This is a genomic window from Comamonas sp. lk (genome assembly GCF_900564145.1).
In the GTDB taxonomy this organism is placed as follows: Bacteria; Pseudomonadota; Gammaproteobacteria; order Burkholderiales; family Burkholderiaceae_C; genus Comamonas.
On record NZ_UOOB01000002.1, the window covers coordinates 148,631 to 171,422 of the forward strand.

22 protein-coding genes and 2 pseudogenes are annotated in these 22,792 nt (G+C 61.3%); 13 read left to right on the forward strand and 11 right to left on the reverse strand.

What is annotated here, in order from left to right; all coding sequences use genetic code 11:
• The first annotated feature begins 57 nt into the window (after window positions 1-57).
• Together EAO39_RS19490 and EAO39_RS19495 are read left to right on the forward strand one after the other, a co-directional pair.
• On the forward strand, window positions 58-810 hold the full coding sequence (locus EAO39_RS19490; RefSeq protein ID WP_120971372.1) for a HesA/MoeB/ThiF family protein: 753 nt from the start codon (window positions 58-60) through the stop codon (window positions 808-810).
• A 124-nt stretch (window positions 811-934) separates the two neighbouring features.
• Window positions 935-1,258, forward strand: a pseudogene (locus tag EAO39_RS19495) (response regulator); the annotation flags it as partial.
• Here EAO39_RS19495 and EAO39_RS19500 read toward each other — a convergent pair.
• Window positions 1,249-1,416: pseudogene (locus tag EAO39_RS19500) on the reverse strand (response regulator transcription factor); the annotation flags it as partial. The pseudogenes EAO39_RS19495 and EAO39_RS19500 overlap by 10 nt on opposite strands.
• A gap of 134 nt (window positions 1,417-1,550) precedes the next feature.
• Here EAO39_RS19500 and EAO39_RS19505 point away from each other — a divergent pair.
• The 5 genes from EAO39_RS19505 (at window position 1,551) to EAO39_RS19525 (ending at window position 5,460) form a co-directional block, all read left to right on the forward strand.
• Complete coding sequence (locus EAO39_RS19505) at window positions 1,551-2,900, forward strand: CHASE3 domain-containing protein (protein ID WP_120971373.1); 1,350 nt, start codon at window positions 1,551-1,553, stop codon at window positions 2,898-2,900.
• Between the two features lie 189 nt (window positions 2,901-3,089).
• Entirely contained in the window at window positions 3,090-3,251 is a 162-nt protein-coding gene (locus tag EAO39_RS19510; protein ID WP_120971374.1) for a DUF1328 domain-containing protein, read from the forward strand.
• A gap of 165 nt (window positions 3,252-3,416) precedes the next feature.
• Window positions 3,417-3,908, forward strand: coding sequence for a hypothetical protein (locus EAO39_RS19515; RefSeq protein ID WP_120971870.1), 492 nt, complete (start codon window positions 3,417-3,419; stop codon window positions 3,906-3,908).
• Window positions 3,909-3,987: 79 nt separating this feature from the next.
• The gene (locus EAO39_RS19520; protein ID WP_120971375.1) at window positions 3,988-4,308 is read left to right on the forward strand and encodes a BON domain-containing protein; all 321 of its coding nucleotides are present in this window, start codon (window positions 3,988-3,990) and stop codon (window positions 4,306-4,308) included.
• Window positions 4,309-4,440: 132 nt separating this feature from the next.
• Entirely contained in the window at window positions 4,441-5,460 is a 1,020-nt protein-coding gene (locus EAO39_RS19525; RefSeq protein WP_120971871.1) for a putative zinc-binding metallopeptidase, read from the forward strand.
• A gap of 4 nt (window positions 5,461-5,464) precedes the next feature.
• Here the strand turns inward: EAO39_RS19525 and coaD are convergent, their stop codons facing one another.
• The 4 genes from coaD to EAO39_RS19545 all read right to left on the reverse strand — a co-directional run bounded on the left by coaD (window position 5,465) and on the right by EAO39_RS19545 (window position 9,667).
• Complete coding sequence (gene coaD, locus EAO39_RS19530) at window positions 5,465-5,959, reverse strand: pantetheine-phosphate adenylyltransferase (protein ID WP_120971376.1); 495 nt, start codon at window positions 5,957-5,959, stop codon at window positions 5,465-5,467.
• A 199-nt stretch (window positions 5,960-6,158) separates the two neighbouring features.
• Window positions 6,159-6,851, reverse strand: a complete 693-nt coding sequence (rsmD, locus tag EAO39_RS19535) for a 16S rRNA (guanine(966)-N(2))-methyltransferase RsmD (protein ID WP_120971377.1) — start codon at window positions 6,849-6,851, stop codon at window positions 6,159-6,161.
• The gene (locus EAO39_RS19540; protein ID WP_120971378.1) at window positions 6,848-8,200 is read right to left on the reverse strand and encodes a pitrilysin family protein; all 1,353 of its coding nucleotides are present in this window, start codon (window positions 8,198-8,200) and stop codon (window positions 6,848-6,850) included. The genes rsmD and EAO39_RS19540 overlap by 4 nt, the downstream gene beginning before the upstream one ends.
• Window positions 8,201-8,218: 18 nt before the next feature.
• Window positions 8,219-9,667 (reverse strand): pitrilysin family protein, encoded by a 1,449-nt coding sequence (locus EAO39_RS19545; RefSeq protein ID WP_120971379.1) that lies wholly within the window; start codon window positions 9,665-9,667, stop codon window positions 8,219-8,221.
• Between the two features lie 64 nt (window positions 9,668-9,731).
• Between EAO39_RS19545 and ftsY the strand changes: the two genes are divergently transcribed.
• Entirely contained in the window at window positions 9,732-10,946 is a 1,215-nt protein-coding gene (ftsY, locus tag EAO39_RS19550) for a signal recognition particle-docking protein FtsY (protein WP_120971380.1), read from the forward strand.
• A 96-nt stretch (window positions 10,947-11,042) separates the two neighbouring features.
• Here ftsY and cutA read toward each other — a convergent pair whose 3' ends face one another.
• The 6 genes from cutA to EAO39_RS19580 all read right to left on the reverse strand — a co-directional run bounded on the left by cutA (window position 11,043) and on the right by EAO39_RS19580 (window position 16,889).
• A complete protein-coding gene (cutA, locus tag EAO39_RS19555; RefSeq protein ID WP_162989658.1) occupies window positions 11,043-11,423 on the reverse strand; it encodes a divalent-cation tolerance protein CutA in 381 nt (126 codons plus the stop codon).
• Between the two features lie 106 nt (window positions 11,424-11,529).
• Window positions 11,530-12,534 carry a 2-dehydropantoate 2-reductase gene (locus EAO39_RS19560; protein ID WP_120971382.1) on the reverse strand — a complete coding sequence of 335 codons (1,005 nt, stop codon included), beginning with the start codon at window positions 12,532-12,534 and terminating at the stop codon, window positions 11,530-11,532.
• A 13-nt stretch (window positions 12,535-12,547) separates the two neighbouring features.
• A complete protein-coding gene (locus tag EAO39_RS19565; RefSeq protein WP_120971383.1) occupies window positions 12,548-13,294 on the reverse strand; it encodes a class II aldolase/adducin family protein in 747 nt (248 codons plus the stop codon).
• Between the two features lie 43 nt (window positions 13,295-13,337).
• Window positions 13,338-13,877 (reverse strand): MarR family winged helix-turn-helix transcriptional regulator, encoded by a 540-nt coding sequence (locus EAO39_RS19570; protein WP_120971872.1) that lies wholly within the window; start codon window positions 13,875-13,877, stop codon window positions 13,338-13,340.
• Between the two features lie 237 nt (window positions 13,878-14,114).
• Complete coding sequence (locus EAO39_RS19575; protein ID WP_120971384.1) at window positions 14,115-16,418, reverse strand: molybdopterin cofactor-binding domain-containing protein; 2,304 nt, start codon at window positions 16,416-16,418, stop codon at window positions 14,115-14,117.
• On the reverse strand, window positions 16,419-16,889 hold the full coding sequence (locus tag EAO39_RS19580) for a (2Fe-2S)-binding protein (RefSeq protein ID WP_120971873.1): 471 nt from the start codon (window positions 16,887-16,889) through the stop codon (window positions 16,419-16,421).
• Window positions 16,890-16,955: 66 nt separating this feature from the next.
• On the opposite strand from EAO39_RS19580, the gene EAO39_RS22770 reads away from it, so the two are divergent.
• The 5 genes from EAO39_RS22770 to rpoH all read left to right on the forward strand — a co-directional run bounded on the left by EAO39_RS22770 (window position 16,956) and on the right by rpoH (window position 22,662).
• Complete coding sequence (locus tag EAO39_RS22770) at window positions 16,956-17,258, forward strand: hypothetical protein (RefSeq protein WP_162989659.1); 303 nt, start codon at window positions 16,956-16,958, stop codon at window positions 17,256-17,258.
• Window positions 17,259-17,287: 29 nt separating this feature from the next.
• A complete protein-coding gene (locus tag EAO39_RS19585; RefSeq protein WP_120971385.1) occupies window positions 17,288-17,803 on the forward strand; it encodes a sigma-70 family RNA polymerase sigma factor in 516 nt (171 codons plus the stop codon).
• Between the two features lie 3 nt (window positions 17,804-17,806).
• Window positions 17,807-18,820: a FecR domain-containing protein gene (locus EAO39_RS19590; RefSeq protein ID WP_120971386.1), complete on the forward strand. Its 1,014-nt coding sequence runs from the start codon at window positions 17,807-17,809 to the stop codon at window positions 18,818-18,820.
• A 103-nt stretch (window positions 18,821-18,923) separates the two neighbouring features.
• The gene (locus EAO39_RS19595; protein WP_240467133.1) at window positions 18,924-21,410 is read left to right on the forward strand and encodes a TonB-dependent receptor; all 2,487 of its coding nucleotides are present in this window, start codon (window positions 18,924-18,926) and stop codon (window positions 21,408-21,410) included.
• 307 nt (window positions 21,411-21,717) lie between these two features.
• Complete coding sequence (rpoH, locus tag EAO39_RS19600) at window positions 21,718-22,662, forward strand: RNA polymerase sigma factor RpoH (protein WP_120971387.1); 945 nt, start codon at window positions 21,718-21,720, stop codon at window positions 22,660-22,662.
• Window positions 22,663-22,792: the final 130 nt, after the last annotated feature.

Here is a 22,792-nt window from a genome sequence, read left to right on the forward strand (position 1 = left end):
GCCCGGCTTTTTTCATGGTGACTACCGTTCCTGCCTGAAGCAAAGGAAATCAACCAGATGAATGACGATCAGCTGCTGCGCTATTCGCGCCACATCCTGCTCGATGAAATCGGCATCGAGGGACAGGAGCGTATTTTGGCGGCCCATGTGCTGGTGATAGGCGCCGGTGGCCTGGGCTGCCCGGCCGCTCTGTATCTGGGCTCTGCCGGTGTGGGCCAGATCACCCTGGTCGACCACGACACCGTGGACATGACCAATCTGCAGCGCCAGATTGCACACACCATGGAGCGCGTAGGCACTCCGAAAGTGGACTCCGTACGCGCCGCCGTGCATGCCATCAATCCTGATGTGCAGTTTCACGGCCTGCAGCAGCGCGCCACCAAGGAGCTGCTGGATGAACTGATTCCTCAGGCCAGTGTGGTGCTCGACTGCACGGACAACTACCAGACCCGTCACCTCATCAATGCGGCTTGCGTACGACACAAAACGCCCTTGATCGAGGGTGCGGCCATCCGGCTGGACGGCCAACTGATGGTTATCGATCCCCGCGAACCGGACGCCCCCTGCTATGCTTGTATTTTCCCTCCGGATGCGCAGTTTCAGGAAGTTCAATGCTCCACCATGGGTGTGTTTGCCCCCATCGTCGGCCTCATCGGAACCATGCAGGCCGCCGAAGCCTTGAAGCTGATAGCCGGCTTTGGCAAGCCATCCTCCGGACAACTTCAGATGCTGGACGCACGCACCATGGAGTGGAGCCGCATCCGTACGGCCCACAACCCGGACTGCCCAGTTTGTCTAAACAATTTGTAGGCCTGGCTCTGACGAGCGTGCCGCTTACCTGCTGTCATGCCGGCTTGAGGCCATACGCCACAATCGGTTGCATAGACAGGTTCATGGGCAACACCGTCCGTGAAATGACCTAGTTGGAACTACTGTGAAGCTGCGCACCTTTTTCGTTGAAGACAATCCAACAATTCGTGAAAATCTGATAGCTACCTTGGCAGAGCTGGCCGAGGTACAGCCAGTAGGCATTGCAGAAACAGAGACCGAGGCCACGGACTGGCTAGCCCAGCATGCCGATGCCTGGGACCTGGTGATCGTGGATTTATTCCTGCGCCAAGGCAGCGGTCTGGGCGTGGTTACTGCATTTCAGCAGCGTCTTCCCCATCAGAAAATGATTGTCCTGAGTAACTATGCCACGGCCGATGTGCGTCGTCGCTGCCAGGATTTGAATGTCGATGCGACGTTTGACAAATCCATCAGCAGGACATCCACCTCATGCTCGCGAACCAGATCAATCGCCTCCCGACCATTGGCGGCCTCTCCTACCACCCGCAAGTCCACATGTTCGGAGAGAAACTGGCGCAAACCCGAACGGACGATTGCATGGTCATCCACAATGCCAACTTTAATCATGAATACCTCTTTTTCATGAAGCTACGCAAGCTCTCGCGGCGCTTCACCGGGGTTGACCGACATGCACACGTCAGTCATTGACGATAAGATTATGCAGAATATCAGGAAATTAGCTTGTAGGTGAGAGGATGTAGATGCGCTGGATACATTTGCGCAAAATTGCAATCAGCTTGGTGATTGCAATCATTGCGGCGGTACTGATGGCCAGTATTAATGAAGCGGGTTACGTGCGCTCCATGACAGCTCTGGACACGCTGACACAGACTCAAAATACCCGCGCAAAAATCAATCAGTTAATGCAACAGATTCTGGATGCCGAAACAGGTCTGCGCGGCTACCTGCTGACAGGAGAAGATCGCTACCTCGACCCCTACACCGACGCGACGCTGGCCATCAACGGCACCATGGATGAGCTACGCAAGATCTTCATTCTCAATCCCAGCGATCTGGCCACTTTCTCTCCCCTGGCGCGTCATGTGGAACGCAAGATGAGCGAAATGGAGCTGAGCCTTCGTCTGTACCGCCAAGGCAATAACGATGCTTGGCGCTTTGTAATGTTTACCGACGTAGGCATGGAGAACATGGATGCCATACGCGGGTACAGCAAGATGCTCCTGGCCGGCATTGAAAAACAGAGCGAGCGCGATGTCAACGACATCGAGCACACGCTAGCTCTCTCCCGAATCGGTATCGCCACGGTCACCGTGCTGGGGATTCTGGGATTTTTCATGTATCTGCGCCAGGCGCATCTGCTGCAGCTGGCCAACCAGCGCGAGCAGGAAATCCAGCGCGATGAACGCAATCGCCTGGAAGAAATCGTGCGCGAACGCACCGCCACGCTGACGGAACTGGCCACCCACTTGCAACAGGTGCGCGAAGATGAGCGCGGCCACCTCGCCCGTGAGCTGCATGACGAGCTGGGCTCCCTTCTGACGGCCGCCAAACTGGATGTTGCACGCCTCAAGTCCAAAATCGACATCAGCGCGCCAGAAGTTGGGGAGCGCATTACCCATCTGATCGCGACGCTCAACAGCGGCATTGCTCTCAAGCGGCGCATCATTGAAGACCTGCGTCCCTCCTCGCTGTCCAACCTGGGCCTGACCACGGCGCTTGAAATCCTGACGCGCGAATTCGCCGAACGCAGCGGCATTGACGTGGAGTCGATTCTGGAGCAGGTGGATCTGCCGGAATCCACCCAGTTGACGGTTTATCGCGTGGTGCAGGAATCACTGACCAATATCGGAAAATACGCCAGAGCCCAGCATGTCATGGTGACGGTACACAATTACCCGACTTATGTGGCGGTGCAGATCCAGGACGATGGCGATGGATTTGAAACCGCCAGCATGCGCCCCAACTCCCACGGACTTGCCGGCATGCGTCACAGAGTCGAAGCCGCAGGCGGTCGCCTGACGGTTTCATCGCAAATCGGTAAGGGCACCACCATTTCTGCCGTCATTCCGCTGTCAACCCTGGCGGTCTGACAAGGGTGCAGCAGCGCAATCAGCAGCAGCGCAATCGGTACTTCTCCTACAAGCATGCCTGCGATAGCCCTGACGCCCAGGCAGGCCCGATACCGTCAAAACGGCCTGGCTGCAGTACCTACAGTCGACTCATCACCCATTTTTCAGCGCCCACCGGCGTCATTGAAATCACGGATTGAGGAGACTGTCATGCTGCACTACGCCATTGTTTTTTTTGTCATCGCCTTGATAGCTGCCGTATTTGGTTTCGGCGGCATCGCCGCCGGAGCAGTCGGCATCGCCAAAATTCTGTTCATTGTGTTCATCGTCATGGCCGTGATCAGCTTTGCCGTGAGCCTGATCAAGAAATAAACACCACCGGTAACACCAAATACCCTGCAATACCGACCGGTGCATTGCACAAACAGGCGGTATTCGCCATCATCAATCCCGCCGCTGCTTACAGCGGGAGCCATATAAGCAATGACCATGCCTGTCGCAGGCTTGCGACAGTGCGTTTTTTGGGAGATCAAGCTGATGAGTCAAGCCGATAACAACGCCAGGTCCGTGGTGGAAGAGATCAAGGCCTCGGCCAAGGACGTGGCAAGCAATGCCAAGGGCGCCGCCGAAGAGGTACTGGACTCCGCCAAGAACACGGCCCACAAGGCTGCCAACGCAGCCCAGGATGTGGCCGCCGACGTCAAGGATGCCGCCCAAGACGCGTATCGCAGCACGCGACGCACCGCCTCCGAAGCCATTGATGAAGCGGGTCGCAATCTGCGCGATGCCGAAAGCGAATACAACCGCCAGTTGATCGACGATCTGGCCACTCGCGCCCAGGATCTGGCCGAGCGCAGCATCAATTTCTGGGCCGACAACTCGCACAAGGCGCGTCGTCAATTCCAGACGGCAGCCGACGCCACCACACGTTATGTGTCCGAGCAGCCTGGCCGCTCCATGCTGATTGCTGCGGCCACCGGCGCGGCCATTGCCACGGCCTTCATGCTGGGCCGCAGCCGCAGAAAGTGAATCTGAAGCCATTGCCGCAGACACGCCTGTGACTGCGGCACTGGCCTCATCGATAGTTTTTCAACCGCAAAGGAGCTTCATGAAACCAATGATCCGAACTCTCGCTTTCGCTGCCGTCACTGGTCTTGCTGTGCTGGGAACCACTGCTTGCTCGGTGGCCCGCAATCAGCAAAGCGTAGGCTCTTATGTGGATGATGCTGGCATTACCACGGCAGTCAAAGCCAAGATGGCCGAGGACAAGAGCGTCTCCGCAACCTCCATCAGTGTGGAAACACTCAACGGCACGGTGCAATTGTCCGGCTTTGCCAAATCTGATGCGGAAAAGGCCCGCGCTGGCGAGATTGCTCGTACCACCAAGAATGTGCGCGAAGTGCGCAACAGCATTGTGGTACGCCCATAAAGACCGGCCCGATAGCGCCCTCATCGGGGCGCATGCCCGGGCCTCTTGAAAAAAGCCGGCATGCATGCCGGCTTTTTTTGGCAAAGCCCTGACTTTGCCGCAGCCGATCCACCAGACCTTACAGTAAAGCCCATGCAAGTATTCAACTGCGATGCCTGCGGCCATCTGGTTTTCTTTGACAGCCTGCAGTGCGTGCACTGCGGGGCGCAGCTTGCCTTCCTGCCAGACCAGTTGCGCGTTGCCGCCGTCCAGCCCTTGCATTACCGCTTGTGCGCCCACCGCCAGAACCTCAATCTGTGCAATTTCGCCATTGAGGCCCACGACGCACATACGCTGTGCGTATCCTGCCGCCAGACTGAATGGCTACCGGACTCCAGCAACCCGGCCAATGAATTCCGCTGGGCCAAGATCGAGACGGCCAAGCGCAGGCTCTACTACACCCTGGCCAAGCTGGGCCTGATGGATGATGACTGGCAGCCGCGCTTTTCCTTGCTGGCCGACATGCCGGGCGCACCGCCGGTGATGACCGGCCACTACAGCGGCATGATCACCCTCAATGTCGTCGAGGCCGACGATGACGAACGTGCCAAACGCCGCCTGGCCCTGCATGAACCCTACCGCACGCTGATCGGTCATCTGCGCCACGAAACCGGGCATTTTTACTGGGAAAAATTGATAGCCAACAGCCCCTGGCTGGAGCTGTACCGAGCGCTATTCGGCGATGAGCGCCAAGACTATGGCAATGCCTTGCTAAGCCATTACAACAAAAACCCGTTCGATACCGGCTGGCAAGCCGCCCATGTCAGCGCCTACGCCACCTCTCACCCCTGGGAAGACTGGGCCGAGACCTGGGCGCACTATCTGCACATGATGGATCTTTTGGAAACCGCAGCCAGCTACCGAATGCAGATGACGGTGCCTGAAATTCCGCCCAGCCCCACATGGCAGATGCGCGACCCCCTGGCGCTGCCCACGCCCAGCTTCGACCTTGTGCAAGCCCAGTGGGTGCCTTTGACGCTGATCCACAACAGCCTCAATCACAGCCTGGGCCATGGAGATGCCTACCCGTTTGCCACGTCTGCCGGTGCCTGGGCCAAGCTGCGCTTTGTGCACGAGGTGCTGACCCAGCGCAGAGCGCAGGCGCCAGCCTAAAGCTTTAGCTCGTGCGCCCCACCTTGGCCATCAGTCGGTCGAGCACCCCCTTGGAGACGAATTTATCCACCTCGCCGTTGAGCGTCGCAATCTCGCGCACAAAGGTGGAGCTGATGAACTGGTAGCGGTCGCTGGGGGTGAGGAACACGGTTTCCACCTCGGGCATCAGGGTGCGGTTCATGCCGGCGAGCTGGAATTCGTAGTCAAAGTCCGTCACGGCGCGCAGGCCGCGCACCATGGCCTTGGCGCCGCGCGAGACCACAAAGTCGCGCAGCAGGCCGTCAAAGCTCTGCACCTGCACCTGGGGATAGATCGCCACCGCCTCGCTCACCATGGCCATGCGCTCTTCCAGATTGAACAGGGTTTTCTTGTGATGACCTGCCGCCACCGCCACGATGACCTTGCCAAACAGTTGCGTGGCCCGGCGCACCACATCCTCATGCCCAAGCGTGATGGGATCAAAGGTTCCGGGATACACGGCAATCAGGTCCTGGCTCATGGGGATTTGTCTCCTTGCTGGCATTCGAGGGAGCGCGGCAATGCTTTGCCACACGGAAAAAAGCATTATGCATTCAGCCCTCCGAGCCGGTTCAGCAGAGCTGATGTTGAGCAAGATTTCATAAAAAAGAGCTGCTAGCGCTTGTATATCAAGCACCAGCAGCTCTTCATTCAATAGCAAAAGCTACGGAAAATTCCGCTCAGGGCAGCTTCTTGAGCAAATGGGCATGCACAGCACCGGCCTTGAGGTAGCGGTGTAGCTCCAGACCCAGGGGCTGCAACTGCTCCTCGCCCCAGGCCTCGGGGCCTTCCAGATAGATGAAGCCTCCATCGCTGATGGCCTGGGCCGCAGCCTTGACGGCTGCCTCGAACATGTCGACCAGATCGAAGGGCGGGTCCAGCAACACCAGATCCTGGCCGCTGATGGATTTGAGGCAGCTCAGCCCGTCGCCGCGCTGAACCTTCACAGCCTTGGCATCAAGCTGCTCGCGCAGGCGCTGCAGCTGCTGCACCAAGGCCGCATCTTGCTCGTTCATGACCACGCTGCTGGCGCCGCGCGAGGCGGCTTCGAAACCCAGAGCGCCCGTGCCGGCAAAAGCATCCACGCACTTCCAGTTGGTCAAATCCTGGCCCAGCCAGTTGAACAGTGTCTCGCGCACGCGGTCGGGCGTGGGGCGCAGGCCGGGCTTCTGGGCCACGGGCAGGCGCGTGCGGCGCCACTGGCCACCAATGATGCGGATTTCACCGTTGCCAGCGGCTTTCTTGGCCGGGGCCACGGGCTTGCCGCCCTTGGTCAGCGCCGTTTCCTGCGCCTTGCGCTCGGCCTCGTTGATCATCTTGTCCAGCGCCTTGCGGCCTGCGGGGGTGTGGAGCTTGATGGCGCTGCGGCTCATGGCTTGGCTCCCACGGTCACGGTCACCATACGGTCGGGTTGAATCATGCGTTGCATGGCGTCTTTCACATCTTTGGTTGTCAGAGCCTGGACGCGATCCGTCCAGTGCTCCAGGTAATCCAGCGGCAGGCCATTCCAGGCGATATTGGCCACGTTGCCCAGCAGCTTGCGGTTGCTGTCAATGCGCAGGGCAAAACCGCCTATCAGATTGTCCTTGGCCGCCTTGAGTTCTTTTTCGGTCGGGCCTTCGGCCACGAATTTGCGCAACACGTCCTGCGAGATCTTCAGCGCCTGCGCCGCCTGATCCGGGCGCGTCTGCAGCCCGATCTTGAAGGCGCCGCGGTCCAGGCCCGGAGAATAATCGCTGTACACGCCATAGGTCAGGCCGCGCTTTTCACGCACCTCCTCCATCAAGCGCGAGGTAAAGCCGCCGCCGCCCAGGATGTGGTTGCCCACCATCACGGCCAGAAAATCCGGACTGTTGCGGGCAATGCCGGGCTGGCCTATCAGCACCTGGGCCTGGGCCGATTCAAACGGAATGTTCTCGGTCTTGGCTTCGCTCAGATCGGCCACCTTGGGCACCTCGGGCAGCGGGGCGCAATCATTGCCGTTGGCGGCCTGCAAAGGCCCCAGCAGCTGCTTGACCAGGGTATCGGCCTGCTCGCGGCTGACGGCCCCCACCACACTGACCTTGGCGCGGCAGGCGGCAATCAGCTGGCGGTGAAAAGCCTGCATGGCCGAGATATCGATGCGCGCCAGGCTTTCGCCCGTGACTTCGTTGCCATAGGGGTGGCTGCCGAAGATGTCTTTGCGAAACGCCTTGGCCGCCACCGTGCCGGGGCGGGTGGCGGCTTCCTTGATGGCCGCGGCCCAGCGCTCGCGGTCGCGCTGCCAGACCGCCTCGGGCCAGCTGGGCGTAGCCATCTGGCGCGCGGCCAGGGCCACGGCTTTTTGCAGCAAATCGGGTTCGGTCAGGGAACGCAGGCCATAGGTGAAGCCGTCACGACCGGCATTGGCACCAAAGCTGGCGCCCAGATCGGCCCAAGCCTGGCCCAGGCCATTTTCATCCAGCGCCGGCTGATCGCCGGTGGCCTTGACACCCTTGGAGGCCATCATGGCCACCGAAGCAGCCAGGCCGTTCTGTTCCTTGGGGTCGCGGCGGGAGCCGGCGTCAAAATCCAGCTGCACATCCACCATGGGAATGCCGGGGCTTTGCACCAGCCAGACCTGGGCGCCGCTGGGTTGGGTCCAATGCTCTATCGGCAGCAAGGCCCAGGCGGACTGAGTCATCAATCCCATTCCTGCGCCCATGAATATTGCACTGAAAGCTATCTTTTTCATACTCTTCATAAACTTCTCCAGCCGCGCTCAGTGAACCGGTCCACCGGCGTCGGCCTTGCCGGACAGGGGGCGCTGCGGCTTGCCGCCGGCAGGCAGGGGCTGGGGCACCAGGGTGCCCACCGTCAGCTGGTCGTCGCCAAAGTACTTGGCGGCCACGGCCTTGACGTCGTCCGAAGTGACTTTCTTGAGTGCGACCAGCAGCTTGTCTTCGGCATCCAGCGGCATGCCTTGCACCCAGTAGCTGCCCAGACTCTGAGCCTGACCCATGACGGAATCGCGCTCATAGACGTTGGAGGCCATCCACTGAGTCTTGACGCGGGCCAGCTCCTCGGCCTGCACGCCCTCCTGGGCAATCTTCTGGATCTGCTCGCGCAAGGCCGCTTCCACCTCGGCAGGCGTCTTGTCCTTGGCCGGCACGCCGGTCAGCATGAACAGGCTGGGACCGCGCCCCATGATGGAAGCCGAGCTGCCGGCACTGTCGGCCACGCGGCCGTTCTTCTGGCCTTCACCCTGCACCAGGGCGCGCTCCAGCCGGGCACCGTCATAGCCATCCAGCACGGCAGACAGCACCAGCAGCGCCAGCGCATCCTTGTCGCCCTGATCCATTTGTTCCACATGGTTGAGCGAAGGCACGCGGTAAGCCATGGCCACAAAAGCCTGCTCGGCGGGCTGCTTGACCTCGATGCGGCGCACGCCGATCTGCACCGGCTCGGTGCGCGGCTTGCGCACGGGCACGGCGCGGGCGGGAATGCTGCCGTAGTATTTCTCGGCCCAGGCGCGCACCTTGGCCACGTCTACATCACCAGCCACCACCAGGGCGGCATTGGCGGGCACATACCAGCGCTTGTGGAAGTCACGCACATCGTCGGGCGTCATGGCATCCAGATCGCTCATCCAGCCCACGATGGGACGGTGATAGGGCGAGGCGATGAAGGTGGCGGCCATCAGCTGCTCCATGAGCACGGCACGCGGCTGGTCTTCGGTGCGCATGCGGCGCTCTTCCTTGACCACTTCAATCTCTTTCTTGAATTCCGCATCGGGCCACTGGTTGTTGGCAAAGCGATCGGATTCGAGCTTCATCACATCTTCCAGGCGGCTGGATGGAATCTGCTGGTAGTAACCGGTGTAATCGCGGCTGGTAAACGCATTTTCCTGCCCGCCCAAGGCCGCCACGCGGCGCGAGAACTCGCCGGGCTTCACGGTCTTGCTGCCCTTGAACATCATGTGCTCCAGCGCATGGGCCACGCCCGAGGTGCCGTCGACCTCGTCGATCGCGCCCACCCGCAGCCACAGCATATGCACGGCCGTGGGAGCGCGTCGGTCCGGTTGCACAATCAGCTGCATGCCGTTTCTCAGCTTGAACTGCTGCACGGCGGCGCTGGTGGAAACCGGGGCCGCAGCACTTGCGACCACCGGCTCGGATTTGGACAATGCCTTGGGTGCAGCCAAGGCTGCCCCAGCGCTTAAACAGGCCATTAAGCCCAGTACAGGGAGTGCACGTACATGTTTCATAGAATGATGTGATTCTAAGAACCCGCCAATGTTCAGTTTTTTCAAGAAAAAGCCCAATCCGCCCAGTGCGGCAGAAAACGTGCCCGTTGCAGAGACTGCAGCGGCGCCCGCCTCCCCGTCTCCGGTTCAGAGCGACGCCCAGCCACCAAGCCTGCAGGCGCAAAGTCCGCAGGCACCAGGCTCACAGGATAAGCCAGGGGCAACAGCCCCGGCGCCTGCTGAGGCTCCCGAAACCAGCCAGGGCTCCAGCTGGTGGCGGAAGACCTTTGGCGGCAAGTCCGAACCAACAGCCGATTTTGTCGCCGCCCCCGAGCCCACGGCCAAGCCCGAAGCCGCCAATGCCAGCCGCCAAAGCTGGACCGAGCGCCTCAAGGCCGGCCTGCGCAAGACGGGCTCCAGCATCGCCACCGTCTTCACCGGCACGCAGATCAACGATGCGCTGTACGAGGAGCTGGAAGATGCGCTGCTGATGGCCGACACCGGCGTCAAAGCCACCCAGCACCTGCTCAATGATTTGAAGCGCCGCGTCAAGGACACCAAGACCACCGAGCCGGCGGCCGTCAAGGCCTTGCTGGCCGACGCCCTGGCCGATCTGCTGGCCCCGCTGGAAAAGCCGCTGGTGATTGGCGAGCACACGCCCACCGTCATCATGGTGGCCGGCGTCAACGGCGCAGGCAAGACCACCTCGATTGGCAAGCTGACCAAGCACCTGGCCGACGAAGGCCAGAGCGTGCTGCTGGCCGCAGCCGACACCTTCCGTGCCGCTGCGCGCGAGCAGCTCGGCGTCTGGGCCAACCGCAACACCGTGGAAATCGTCAGCCAGGAAGGCGGCGACCCGGCTGCAGTGAGCTTTGATGCGGTTTCTGCCGGCAAGGCCCGCAAAAAAGACGTGGTGCTGGTCGATACCGCAGGCCGCCTGCCCACCCAGCTGCACCTGATGGAAGAACTGCGCAAGATCCGGCGCGTGGTGACCAAGGCCGATGGCTCGGCCCCGCACGAGGTGCTGCTGGTGATTGATGGCAATACCGGCCAGAACGCTCTGACCCAGGTGCGCGCCTTTGACGATGCGCTGCAGCTGACCGGCCTGATCGTCACCAAGCTTGACGGCACCGCCAAGGGCGGCGTGCTGGCGGCCATCGCGCAGGAGCGCCCGATTCCCGTCTACTTCATCGGCGTGGGCGAGAAGATCGAGGATCTGGAAACCTTTAACGCCAAGGAATTTGCCCAGGCTTTGCTGTCCTGAGATACTGCAAATTCGATAGCCTCAAGCGCTTGATGGATGTGCGCTTCAGGCCAATTTGATACAAAAAAGGAGTGCTTTGGGCACTCCTTTTTTCATTCAGGTCTGAATCTGGGCCTTGAGCCACTTGGCATAGTCTTGCAGGCAGCGCTCGGTGCGCATGGTGATCTGCGGCACCTCATAGCTGTGCTGCTCATGGATCAGCCGGGTGAGCCGGGGCAGCGCATCGGGCAGGGTCTTGAAGATCAGCCGCCACTCGGGCGTGTTTTGCAGCACGCCGTCCCACATATAGCAGGAGTTGATGCGCTCGGCCTGCACGCAGGCAGCGGCCTTGCCCGAGACAATGGCCCGGGCCATGTCCTCGGCAGCTTCGGCACTGTCCACCGTGGTGACGACCACGCACAGCGTGGCCCACTGGTTGTCACGACTGTCCTGGCCGGAAGCTGAAGGAGAGGGCTTGCTGGAGGTATGGGTGCTCATGGTCGCCCAGTCTAGGGCCAAGCTCCGTCCGCTGCATAGCCGCATACACGCGCATACGATTTTTTCCGAATGCACTCACCCAGACTTGACGCAAAGCCTAGCGCCCCTATGCCGGATACAGACCCAGCTGCTGGGCGCGCAGCCGGGTCAGTCCCAGCAGGGCATCGGTACAAGGCGTGGCCATAGCGCACAGAGCGCCCATCTCGCGTACCGCGCCCACCAGGGCGTCCAGCTCCACAGGCTTGCCCGCTTCCACATCCTGCAGCATGGAGGTCTTGAAGCCGCCCAGCTTCAGCGTCACCTGGTGTCGATCCTGGGGAGAATCCGCAATCGGCAGGCCGATGCGGGCTCCGATTTCCTTGGCCTCCAGCATCACGGCCGTGATGAAGTTGCGCACCAGCTCGTCGCCCAGAATCTTGTCCGTGGTCGCCCCCGTGATGGCACTGACCGGGTTCATGGTCATATTGCCCCAGAGCTTGTACCAGACCTCACGCTGAATGTGCTCGGAGAGTTTGACCTCCAGAGCGCCCCGGCGCAGCAGCTCGGCCAGGGCCATCAGGCGCTCTGTAGGCTGTGCGCCGGCCGTGGCCATGGGCTCGCCCACGATGATGCTGTTGCCAAAATGGCGGCGCACCACGCCGGGAGCATCCAGCGAGCAGCTGGCATGCACCACCGAGCCGATCACCTGGGAGGTAGGAATGGCACGCGCAATCTCGCCACCCGGGTCCACCGTCTTGAGCTGCAGGCCTTGCAGGCTGGCATCCACACCGCCGGCCAGAAACCACCAGGGCACGCCATTCATGGCTGTCAGCACCAGGGTCTGCGGGCCTATCAGCGGCGCAATCTGCTTGGCAACTTCAGGCATAGCCGGGGCCTTGACGGCAATCACCACCACGTCCTGCACGCCCAGCGCCGCCGGGTCCTGCGCGGCGCGCACGGCCACGGTCTCGCGTTGATCGCCATGCACCAGCGTCAAGCCGTTTTGCTGCAAGGCCGCCAGCGTCTGGCCGCGTGCCACCGCGCTGAGTTCACAACCGGCCTTGGCCAGCGCCACGCCCAGCCAGCCGCCAATGGCACCGGCGCCGTAAATACATGCTTTTTTCAGACTCATCACCACACTCCGCTTACAAATCCAGATAGCTGCTGTCGACCCGATTCACGCGCCGCACCAGATGGTCGAACACATCGCGGGGGCCGCCATGGTCGTCGTTGAAGGTCAGCGAGTCCGCGTTGCAACGCGCAGCCGTGGCCTCGTCAATCATGCGCGGCGCACCCATGGCCTGCGTGGCCAGCTGCACCTCGCAGGCGCGCTGCAGCGTCCACAGCACGGCAAAAGCCTGGGGCAGATGGCTGCCCCAGCTCAGCAGACCATGGTTGCGCAGAATCACCGCCTTGCAGCGCCCTATGCTTTGCAGCAGGCGCGGGCCTTCGCCGGCATGAATGGTGATGCCTTCAAAGTCGTGATACGCCACCATGCCATGCAACTGGGCGCTGTAGAAATTGCTTTGGCTCAGACCGCTCTCCAGGCAGGCCACGCCCATGCCGGCCGTGGTGTGGGTATGCATCACGCAATGCGCGCCCTCCAAGCCATCGTGAATGGCTGCGTGCACCACAAAACCGGCCGGGTTGACAGGATGGGGCGAGTGGCCGACCACCTCGCCCCTGACGTTGATGCGCACCAGATTGGCTGCCGTGACCTCGCCGTAGTGCAGGCCAAAGGGGTTGATGAGAAATTGCTTTTCGCCGCCGGTCACGCTATCCGGCAGGCGCACGGTAATGTGGTTGTAGATCAGCTCATCCCAGCCCAGCATGGCAAAAATGCGGTAGCAGGCAGCCAGCTCGCGGCGTGCGCTGATTTCATCGGGGTGCATGGTCGGTCTCCGTGGTTGTTATCAAAACAAGAGCATTCAGCGCTTACTGTTCAATGGCCAGAGGCCTGTTTGGCTCTGAATCCGCAGCTTGCTGCGAGGCCTGGGCATCAATGGCCTCGGCGGCCTGCATCAGCTTGGCCATGATCTGATTGAGCGACTCGCGCTCCTGCCGCGTCAGCGCATTGAGCAGCGCGGCCTGAAATGGTCTGGCCTGGGCCAGCACGCAGTTGAAATGGCTCAGCCCTTGCGGCGTCAAGCTCAGCAGATGGCGGCGCGCATGCTGCGGATCCACACGGCGCTGCACCCATTCGCGCTCTATCAGCGGCTGCAGGCTGCGGCTGATCTGCGCCTTGTCGATCAGGCTGATGCGCGCCAGCGCCCCGGCATGGCTTTCGCCATGCTGTTGCAACAGACCCATGAGGCGCCATTCGACCAAGCCAACGGAAGTGACCGGCGCAATATAGTGGCGCGTCACCTGCATCTGCAGCGCATTGGCCAGAGCCATGAGTTTGAAAGTCAGAAACTCGTCCAGCGGCAAGCTCTGGCTGCAAACAGTCTCTTCACAAGCGGAATCGGAGCTCATGGCAATGCGATGGATAAAACAGGTGGAAGGTGCCGGCCAGGTCAGCCCCGGATCGGCCTCTGCACATGCGCCCATGTAATTCACATATGCACAAAATACCAGACATCTTTACCCAATGTTGATTTATCAACATCGGTATCAACCCCAGAGACTCGGGCGACGCAGCCCTGCCCCTGAAGATGCAAAAAAGCCGGCCGGGCATGCTGCCAGCCGGCCTTTTTATGAAGACTCAGCCAGCTAGCCGAGCGACTGAATGGGCAAGGCCCTGATCCGCTTGCCCGTGGCCGCAAAAATGGCATTGGCAAATGCCGGAGCCACAGCAGGCAGCGGCGGCTCGCCCACGCCGCCGGGCGGCACGTCCAGGCTGTTGCCCACCAGATGGCAGCGAATCACGCCGGGCTGCTCGGCATGGCGCAGCACCACATAGTCGTGGAAGTTGCTTTGCCTGACGCGGCCTTTCTCGAAGCTGATCTCGCTGCTCATGGCCAGACTCAGGCCCATGATGACGCCGCCCTCCATTTGCGCGCGAATGCGTTCGGGGTTGATCTGGGGGCCGCAGTCCAGCGCGGTATCCACGGCCACCAGCTTGATGCCGCCCTTGGCATCGACGGCCACCTCCACCACCACCGCCGAATAGCTCATGAAGCTATAGCAAAACGCCAGCCCCAGGCCATGGCCTTTGGGCAGTCTTCTACCCCAGCGCGCGCCGCGTGTCGCCGCTTCGATCACGGCACGCAAGCGGCCGGTGTCATAGGGGTAGAGCATGGGCGATTCGCTGTAATTCCAGTCATCGCCCAGGTCGGCAGGGTTGATCCTGCGCGCCGGACCTATCAGATCCAGCGCGTAACGCTTGTGGTCCCTGCCTGCACGGTGGGCCAGTTCGGCAATAAAACACTGGGCCGCAAACGCATGGGGAATGTTGTAGACCGAGCGAAACCAGCCGATGCGGGTATGCGCTGCAACCTCGCCGGTTTCTATGCGCACATGGGGAATCTGATAGGGCATGTTGATGGCCGACATGGCCATCTCCATGCTGCTTTGCCCCTTGGCTCCCAGCTGAAACAGCGAGCCGATCGTGGGTGCTGCCGTGCGGTGCAGCCAGGTGATGGGCATGCCGTCGCGGCCCAGCACGGCTTCCAGCCGCTCGGCCGAGACAGCGTGATAGAAATCGTGCTGGATATCGTCCTCACGCGTCCACACCAGCTTCACCGGCGTGCCCGGCATGGACTGGGCAATCAGCGCCGCCTCTACCGCAAAGTCGGGCTTGGACTTGCGGCCAAAGGCACCGCCCAGCAGCAGCACGTTGACCGTCACCTGTTCGGGCGTCAGACCCAGAAAGCTGGCCACCAGTTTTTTGGCGGTTTCCGGGTCCTGCACCGAAGTCCAGATCTCGCAGCGACTCTTGTCCGCCGCGACCAGGGCCGTGGCCGCCGGTGGCTCCATGGAGGCATGGGCCAAATGGGGTATGTAGTAGTCGCCAACCACCCGCTTTCTGTCGCCCGCAGCTTTGACCGCAGAATCCAGATCGCCATTTTTGCGTACCAGCTTACCGGGGCTGCTGGCGGCTTTTTCCAGCAGCTTGCGGTATTGGACGGAGTCGTAGCTGGCGTTCTCTCCCTCGTCCCAGTTCAGCTCCAGCGCCTTGCGGCCCTGCATCGCCGCCCAGGTATTGGATGCCACGACGGCCACGCCCCCCAGAGGCTGAAACATGGGAGCGCCCTTGTAGCCCGGTAGCTCCAGCACCTTTTTCACTCCCGGCATCTGCTTGACATGGTCGCTTTTGTAGCTGCGCAGCCTGGCCCCCAGCACCTGCGGTCTGGCCACCACGGCATAGACCATGCCCGGCAAGCGCATGTCCTGGCCATACACGGCCTTGCCACGGCCTATGTCCACCAGATCCACTGCCGCAATCTGGCCCTTGCCGATGTAGCGAAAATCGGCGGCGCTCTTCAGCCGCAGCGCATCGCCCCTGGGCACGGGCTGCTTGGCGGCATCGATAGCCAGAAGGCCAAAACCCAGGCGCTTGCCGCTGGGCGTGTGAATCACCTCATGCTGCACGGCCTTGACCTCCTCCACCGGCACGCCCCAGCGGGCTGCGGCTGCAGCCTCCAGCATCTGGCGCACGGCAGCGCCCACGCGGCGCATGGGCGCAAGAAAGTGGCGCATGCTGCGCGAGCCGTCCACGTTCTGGTTGCCGTACCTGGCCTCATTGGCCTGAGCCTGAACGACTTTGACCCGCTCCCAGCGCGCTTCCATTTCATCGGCCACCACCATGGGCAGACTGGTGCGCACACCCGTGCCCATTTCGGCTCGGTGGGCCACGATGATGACCGCACCATCGAGGGCGATCCCGACAAAGGCCAGGGGGTCATCCACCGTGCCGCCGGGCATGGAATCCGCGCCATAGGCCTTGGGCGGCTTGGCCGCATCCTGGGCAAAGACCCAACCGCCTTGGCTGACGCCCAGGCTGAAGACCAGGCCCGCACCGCCCTGCAGCAGGCTGCGGCGGCTGATGTCTAGGGTGTCAAAAAGGTCTTGCATTTACTTCACCCCCACGGTCAAAAGCCTGGATGCCAGCTTGACCGCTGCATGAATCCGCGGATAGGTGCCGCAGCGGCAGATATTGCCGCTCATGGCTTCGTCGATCTGCTTGTCGCTGGGGTTCGGCGTTTTCTTGAGCAAGCCCACGGCCGTCATGATCTGCCCTGCCTGGCAGTAGCCGCACTGGGCCACGCCCAGCTCCACCCAGGCGGCTTGCACGGCCTTGCCTACGCGGTCGAGCTCCATGCCTTCGATGGTGGCCACCGCCTTGCCCTGCACCGCAGACAGCGGCGTGATGCAGGAACGGATGGGTTCCCCATCCAGGTGCACGGTACAAGCTCCGCACAGCGCCATGCCGCAACCAAACTTGGTGCCGCACAGGCCTAGCTCATCGCGCAGCACCCAGAGCAAAGGGGTTTCCTGCGCCGCATCGGCCGACTGCGTCTGGCCGTTGATCTGGAGAGTCGTCATGGAGGCTTCTTTCTTAGAGTGGGGAGAGCTGAGCCCGAACAAGTCCGCACCCAGCATACAAATCCCTTGCCCCATTCGCAAAACCCGGACGACAGCCTGTCAGCCTGCGCAAGCGTGAACACAGCCAAAACAAGAATGAAAATCGCCTGCAGCGCTTATTCATCATTCGCCAGAAGCTATCTATTCAATAGCAAAAGCCAGATCAACGGCGCTTCCCATCAGCGTCTGCCGTGGAAGCCTGACTGCATCCAGCGCCATGACCCGGACCTCGGACCACCTCAAGCAAGCGCCAAGAAAACAACAACCGCGCTTGTGCCTTGTGTTCATAGAAGCCGCAGCTATTTCATTTTTGCCACCAATCAACAATAATTCTCATTCTCAAATAAAACACCAACAGCATCTTGTCCCAGCTCTCCAACGCCGCATCCGACGTAGCCGCGCTCTACGGGGAGCACCATCCCTGGCTTCTGGGATGGCTGCGGCGCAAGCTGGGTGGCTCCGATCACGCGGCCGACCTGGCGCAAGACACGTTCGTGCGCGTGCTGACGGCCCAGACGGAGCAGCGGGCCTTGGTCTTGCGCGAGCCGCGCGCCTACCTGACGACGGTAGCGCGCAACCTGCTCATCAACCATGTGCAACGCCTGTCTCTGGAACAGGCCTGGCTGGATGCCATGGCGCAACTGCCCGAGCCCATGGCGCCTTCGCCCGAGCAGCAGCTACTGATTCTGGAGACCCTGCATCAGATCGACGCCATGCTGGACGGCTTGCCGCCCAAGGTCCGCGAGGCTTTTCTGCTGTCTCAACTGGATGGCCTGACATATGCGCAAGTAGCGCAGCAGCTGGGTGTCACGGATCGCACCGTCAAGCGCTATATGGCCCAGGCGTTCGCGCAGTGCATTTTGCTGGCGATCTGAGCCATGGCCTCATCCTCCACTCCTGCAGAAGTTGATCCGCGCGTGGCGCTGCAAGCAGCCGAGTGGCTGGTGCGGCTGCAAACGGAAGGAAACAACTCCACCCATCAAGCCGAGCTCATGCGCTGGCGTGCCTCGGACCCGCGCCATGAAATGGCCTGGCAGCGCGCAGAACGGGTACTTGGCAAGCTCAGCGCAAGTCGAGCCGGTGCCGATATCAACGCCGACAACCGGCTGGGAGCCTTGAGTGCTGCCGCACTGCGCGAGTCCAGCCGCACGCAGCGGCGCATGGCCACGCGCCTGCTGGCCGCAGCCATTGTGGCGGGACCCATCGGCTATGCCAGCTGGCGCCTTGCGCCGTGGAACGAGTGGTCGGCCGACATGCGTACTGCGACCGGCGAGCGGCGCGAAACCACGCTTGCCGACGGCAGCAAAATCCAGCTGGATACCGGCAGCGCCGTTGATCTGGCATTCTCCTCGTCAGAGCGACGCCTGATTCTGCGCTCAGGCGCCGTCTGGATTCAGACGGCAACCGATCACGCGCAGCGTCCTTTTCTGGTGCAGACCAGCGAAGGCACGGCTCGCGCCCTGGGAACGCGCTACACCGTGCGCTTGGAACCAAGGTCCAAGGGCGCAGCACCAAGCTCGCTGATTGCCGTGCAACAAGGTGCAGTGGAGCTCATCCCTGCCAATGGCGGCATGGCCGTGCGCCTCGATACAGGAAGCCAGACGCGCATGACGGCTGAGCATATAGACCTGCCCGAGCCCGCCAGCCTTGCCGCCGACGGCTGGGCATACGGTGTGCTGTATGCAGAAAAAACCCCGCTGAGCGTCTTCGCCGCCGAACTCTCGCGCTACCGGCCCGGCATGGTGCGCTGCGATCCTGCGGTCGCGGCCTTTCCGGTCAGCGGTGCCTTTCAGTTGCGCAATACGGATGAAGCCTTGATGGCTCTGGCGGCATCGCTACCCGTGAGAATTCTGCAGCGCACCCGCTACTGGGTCACCATCGCTGCGCGCTGAAATTTTCGTATCTTTTGCGCTTGCATGTCCCTTTTTGACGAGTCGCCGGTCATACCCATAAGACAAGCAATTCATCGGCGTTTCTTCAAAAGGACTTTTCTCCATGGCCCCGGCACAGCGTATCTCCAGACATGCGTTCACAACCTCAGTCTCCCTCGCAGGTTTCAGGCACAGCGCCCTACAGGCGGCGCTGATTTTGCTGCTGGGTACGGCCGGTGCCGGCGCGGTTCAGGCACAGCCGGCCTCCGGCGCCAGCAGCGCACCGGCTCAGCGTGAATACAGCATTCCCCAAGGGCCGCTAAGCCAGACCTTGTCTCGTTTTGCCGGTGAATCGGGCGTGACGCTCTCCGCTGATTCAACGCTGACAGGCGAGATCCAGTCGCCGGGCCTGAACGGAAAGTTTGCGGTGCTCAGCGGCTTCGCCCAGCTGCTGCGCGGCACGGGACTTGAAGCCGTGCAGACCAGCCCTGGCATCTTTGTGCTGCGCAAAAGCAATATCTCTCTTCCTGCGGCAAGTGCCGCCGCCCCCAGCCTGGCCGAAGTGCTGGTGACCGCGCCTGCGGAAACCTCGACCTTCTCGGAAGACTCGGGCTCGTACGCGGCGCAAACCGTCACCATTGGCAAGAGCGCACAAAGTTTGCGCGAGATACCGCAGTCGGTGTCCGTCGTCACACGCCAGATGCTGGAAGACCAGAACATCCAGAGCCTGGATGACGCCATGCGCACCGTGCCCGGCGTGACCGTGGAGCCCGGCAGCACGGGAGGCAATCACGGCAACTTCTATCTGCGCGGCTATGCCGTGGATACCGTACAGATCGACGGCGTGAACACGCCGGCCAGCACCGGCAATGACCTGTCCACCGGCTTCGGTATGGCCATCTACGACCGTATCGAAGTGCTGCGCGGCCCGGCCGGGCTGTTCCAGGGCGCTGGCGACCCGGGAGGTGCCATCAATCTGGTGCGCAAGCGCCCCAAGGCCAAGGCAGAGTTCAACACGCAGCTGTCTGCCGGCTCCTGGAACCGCTATTACGCCGAAGCCGACATGACCGGACCGCTGAGCCGTGACGGGCGCATCCGCGGCCGTCTGGTTACGGCCTATCAGGATCACGGCTCTTTCGTGGATCATGTGTACTCCAGAAAACCCCTGGTCTACGGCGTGGTGGAGGCCGACCTCACGCCATCCACCATGCTCACGGCCGGTGCGAGCTATCAGGAATACAAGGGGCGCCCGGCATTCGGTCTGCCTGCCTATCCCGACGGCAGACTGCTGGACATTCCGCGCTCCAGCTATCTGGATCCGATCTGGAACCACATCACCGAACGCAACACCGAGTACTTCGCCGAACTGCAACACCGCCTGGACAACGGCGGGCAGATCAAGCTCAGCGCCACCTATCGCGAGCAGGACGAGCCCTCGCGCCTGTTTGGTTGGTCGGATTGCGCCGCCGATCCGGCCACCGGCGACAGCTGCCTCATCAGCTGGGCCTACCGCAGCCACTGGAAGACGCATGGGCTTGATGGCTTCATCACCACCCCCTTCAGCGCCTTCGGCTCCGCCAACAACGAGCTGACCGTGGGAGCGGACTACCGCAAGGTGCACAAAAACTTTCAGTACGGCGGCGGCAACGATGCGCCCATCAACATCTTCAACCCGGACAACAACGTCCCTCAACCGACCAACTACAGCTTCTCCAACGGCAATGACAACCGCACGGAGCAATATGGAGTCTATGGACGCGCCAATCTGCGTCCGGCCAGCGGCGTGCTGCTCAGCCTAGGCGGCCGCATGAGTTGGTGGGACAACCATGCCGTCAACCGCAACGCCTATTTCAATCAGTTCTCGGAGACCAACACCCGCATCAGCGGCAAGTTCACGCCCTACGCCGGCCTGGTGCTGGATCTGAACGAACAGCTTTCCGCTTACGCCAGCTACACGCGCATTTTTGCGCCGCAGACCGCCAACGATGCCGCAGGCAACACGCTGCGCCCCCGTGTGGGCCAGCAGTTCGAAGCCGGCCTCAAAGGCGAATGGCTGAACAAGCAAGTCAACGCCCGTGCCGCCATCTTCCGCATGGAAGACACCAACCGCGCGATGACGGATCCCGCCAATCCGCTGTTCTCCGTTGCCTCCGGCAAGATGCGCAGCCAGGGCGTGGAAGCCGAAGCCAACGGACGTATTGCGCCGGGTTGGAATTTGTCCGTGGGCTATGCCTATACCCAGACCAAGACGCTGGAAGGCACGCCGGACGAAAAGGCCCAGCTCTACACCTTCATTGCACCGCGCCACAACTTCAATCTGTGGACGCGCTACCAATTCGGGTCAGGTGCCCTGGAAGGCTTCAGCGTGGGTGGTGGCCTGCGCAGCACCAGCCGCATGTACCGCCTCAACGGTGACGTGAAATTCTCCCAAGGCCCCGTCACCACGGCGGCACTGCAAATCGGCTACCGCTTCAACAAGAACCTGGAAGCGACGCTGACCGTCAACAACCTGTTCGACAAGGTCTACTACCAGCGCGTGTGGGCCGCCTACGGCTCCAACTACTTTGGCGAGCCACGCAATGTGATGGTGACGCTGCGCGGCAAGTTTTAAACCGTCCGGAGCCCAGAACACCTGCCATGCGCGCCGGCTCCCGCCGATACGCATGGCCCAGCAAGCAGGCATCACACCACTTACCCACAATCAGAACATCTATATTTATTTAGTAAAATCATGGGCTTGAGTTCTTTATCGATGCATCACGAATACCGCACTCAGTGAGCGAGATACAAAACTCCCAGCGACTGGGAATTTTCTTCAAGGGGTTTGGCTCCCCCTACGAAATCTGCGGGAACTTTGCCTTTAGCACTCCCTCTAACGGAGTGCTAATATGAAGATCATGGAAGAAAGGAAACCTGCAATGACATCTGCCTCCGGCTCCATTGCTACTGCTTTGGCACCCGCGAACCCTTGGGCTCTGGTACCACCGCTGGGCAACCTGGATGCTTATATTTCTGCGGCCAATCGCTTGCCCATGCTCACCCTTGAGGAAGAGCAGGACTACGCACGCAAACTCAAAGAACACAACGATCTGGATGCCGCTGGGCGACTGGTCATGTCCCACCTGCGCCTGGTCGTATCGATCTCCCGCCAGTACCTGGGCTACGGTCTGCCCCATGGCGACCTGATTCAGGAAGGCAACGTGGGCCTGATGAAAGCCGTCAAGCGCTTCGACCCTGACCAGGGCGTGCGCCTGGTGAGCTACGCCATGCACTGGATCAAGGCCGAGATCCATGAATACATTCTGAAGAACTGGCGCATGGTCAAGGTCGCCACGACCAAGGCCCAGCGCAAGCTGTTCTTCAATCTGCGCTCGATGAAGCACGACATGAAGTCTGACGCCGTCATGGCCGATGACGACCGGGTCATGCGCGACACCCTGACCGCCCACGAAATTGACGCCATGGCTGCCAAGCTCAACGTCAAGCGCGAGGAAGTCATCGAGATGGAAACGCGTCTGGCCGGTGGCGATGTGCTGCTGGATCCTTCGCCCAGTGATGATGGCGAGCAGGCCTTTGGTCCCATTGCCTACTTGGCCGATGCCAATCATGAGCCTGTGGCCATGATCGAGTCGCGTCAGCGTGATCATCTGGCCACCGACGGCATCACCATGGCTCTGGACGCACTCGATGAGCGCAGCCGCCGCATCGTGGAAGAGCGCTGGCTCAAGGTCAATGACGACGGCTCCGGCGGCATGACTCTGCACGAGCTGGCAGCCGAGTACGGCGTCAGTGCCGAGCGCATCCGCCAGATCGAAGTGGCAGCCATGAAGAAGATGAAAAAAGCGCTGGCCGAGTTTGCCTGAACACCAAACTGCGCCTCAGCGACTTAAAAGGCTGAAATGCTGAATCACAAACCCGGATAATTTCCGGGTTTTTTGTTTTCTACTGGGCGTTGGCACACTGCTCGCAACCCCTCACCTTCACAACCATAAT

Coding starts and splice junctions, on each gene's coding strand:
- coaD (WP_120971376.1), bottom strand. CDS start 5,959: ATGAGCCAGGACCTGATTGCCGTGTATCCCGGAACCTTTGATCCCATC.
- EAO39_RS19540 (WP_120971378.1), bottom strand. CDS start 8,200: ATGAAGAGTATGAAAAAGATAGCTTTCAGTGCAATATTCATGGGCGCA.
- EAO39_RS19560 (WP_120971382.1), bottom strand. CDS start 12,534: ATGAGTCTGAAAAAAGCATGTATTTACGGCGCCGGTGCCATTGGCGGC.
- rpoH (WP_120971387.1), top strand. CDS start 21,718: ATGACATCTGCCTCCGGCTCCATTGCTACTGCTTTGGCACCCGCGAAC.
- EAO39_RS19515 (WP_120971870.1), top strand. CDS start 3,417: ATGAGTCAAGCCGATAACAACGCCAGGTCCGTGGTGGAAGAGATCAAG.
- EAO39_RS19505 (WP_120971373.1), top strand. CDS start 1,551: ATGCGCTGGATACATTTGCGCAAAATTGCAATCAGCTTGGTGATTGCA.
- cutA (WP_162989658.1), bottom strand. CDS start 11,423: ATGAGCACCCATACCTCCAGCAAGCCCTCTCCTTCAGCTTCCGGCCAG.
- EAO39_RS19525 (WP_120971871.1), top strand. CDS start 4,441: ATGCAAGTATTCAACTGCGATGCCTGCGGCCATCTGGTTTTCTTTGAC.
- rsmD (WP_120971377.1), bottom strand. CDS start 6,851: ATGAGCCGCAGCGCCATCAAGCTCCACACCCCCGCAGGCCGCAAGGCG.
- EAO39_RS19565 (WP_120971383.1), bottom strand. CDS start 13,294: ATGCACCCCGATGAAATCAGCGCACGCCGCGAGCTGGCTGCCTGCTAC.
- ftsY (WP_120971380.1), top strand. CDS start 9,732: ATGTTCAGTTTTTTCAAGAAAAAGCCCAATCCGCCCAGTGCGGCAGAA.
- EAO39_RS19580 (WP_120971873.1), bottom strand. CDS start 16,889: ATGACGACTCTCCAGATCAACGGCCAGACGCAGTCGGCCGATGCGGCG.
- EAO39_RS19510 (WP_120971374.1), top strand. CDS start 3,090: ATGCTGCACTACGCCATTGTTTTTTTTGTCATCGCCTTGATAGCTGCC.
- EAO39_RS19590 (WP_120971386.1), top strand. CDS start 17,807: ATGGCCTCATCCTCCACTCCTGCAGAAGTTGATCCGCGCGTGGCGCTG.
- EAO39_RS19490 (WP_120971372.1), top strand. CDS start 58: ATGAATGACGATCAGCTGCTGCGCTATTCGCGCCACATCCTGCTCGAT.
- EAO39_RS19575 (WP_120971384.1), bottom strand. CDS start 16,418: ATGCAAGACCTTTTTGACACCCTAGACATCAGCCGCCGCAGCCTGCTG.
- EAO39_RS19545 (WP_120971379.1), bottom strand. CDS start 9,667: ATGGCCTGTTTAAGCGCTGGGGCAGCCTTGGCTGCACCCAAGGCATTG.
- EAO39_RS19570 (WP_120971872.1), bottom strand. CDS start 13,877: ATGAGCTCCGATTCCGCTTGTGAAGAGACTGTTTGCAGCCAGAGCTTG.
- EAO39_RS19595 (WP_240467133.1), top strand. CDS start 18,924: ATGGCCCCGGCACAGCGTATCTCCAGACATGCGTTCACAACCTCAGTC.
- EAO39_RS19520 (WP_120971375.1), top strand. CDS start 3,988: ATGAAACCAATGATCCGAACTCTCGCTTTCGCTGCCGTCACTGGTCTT.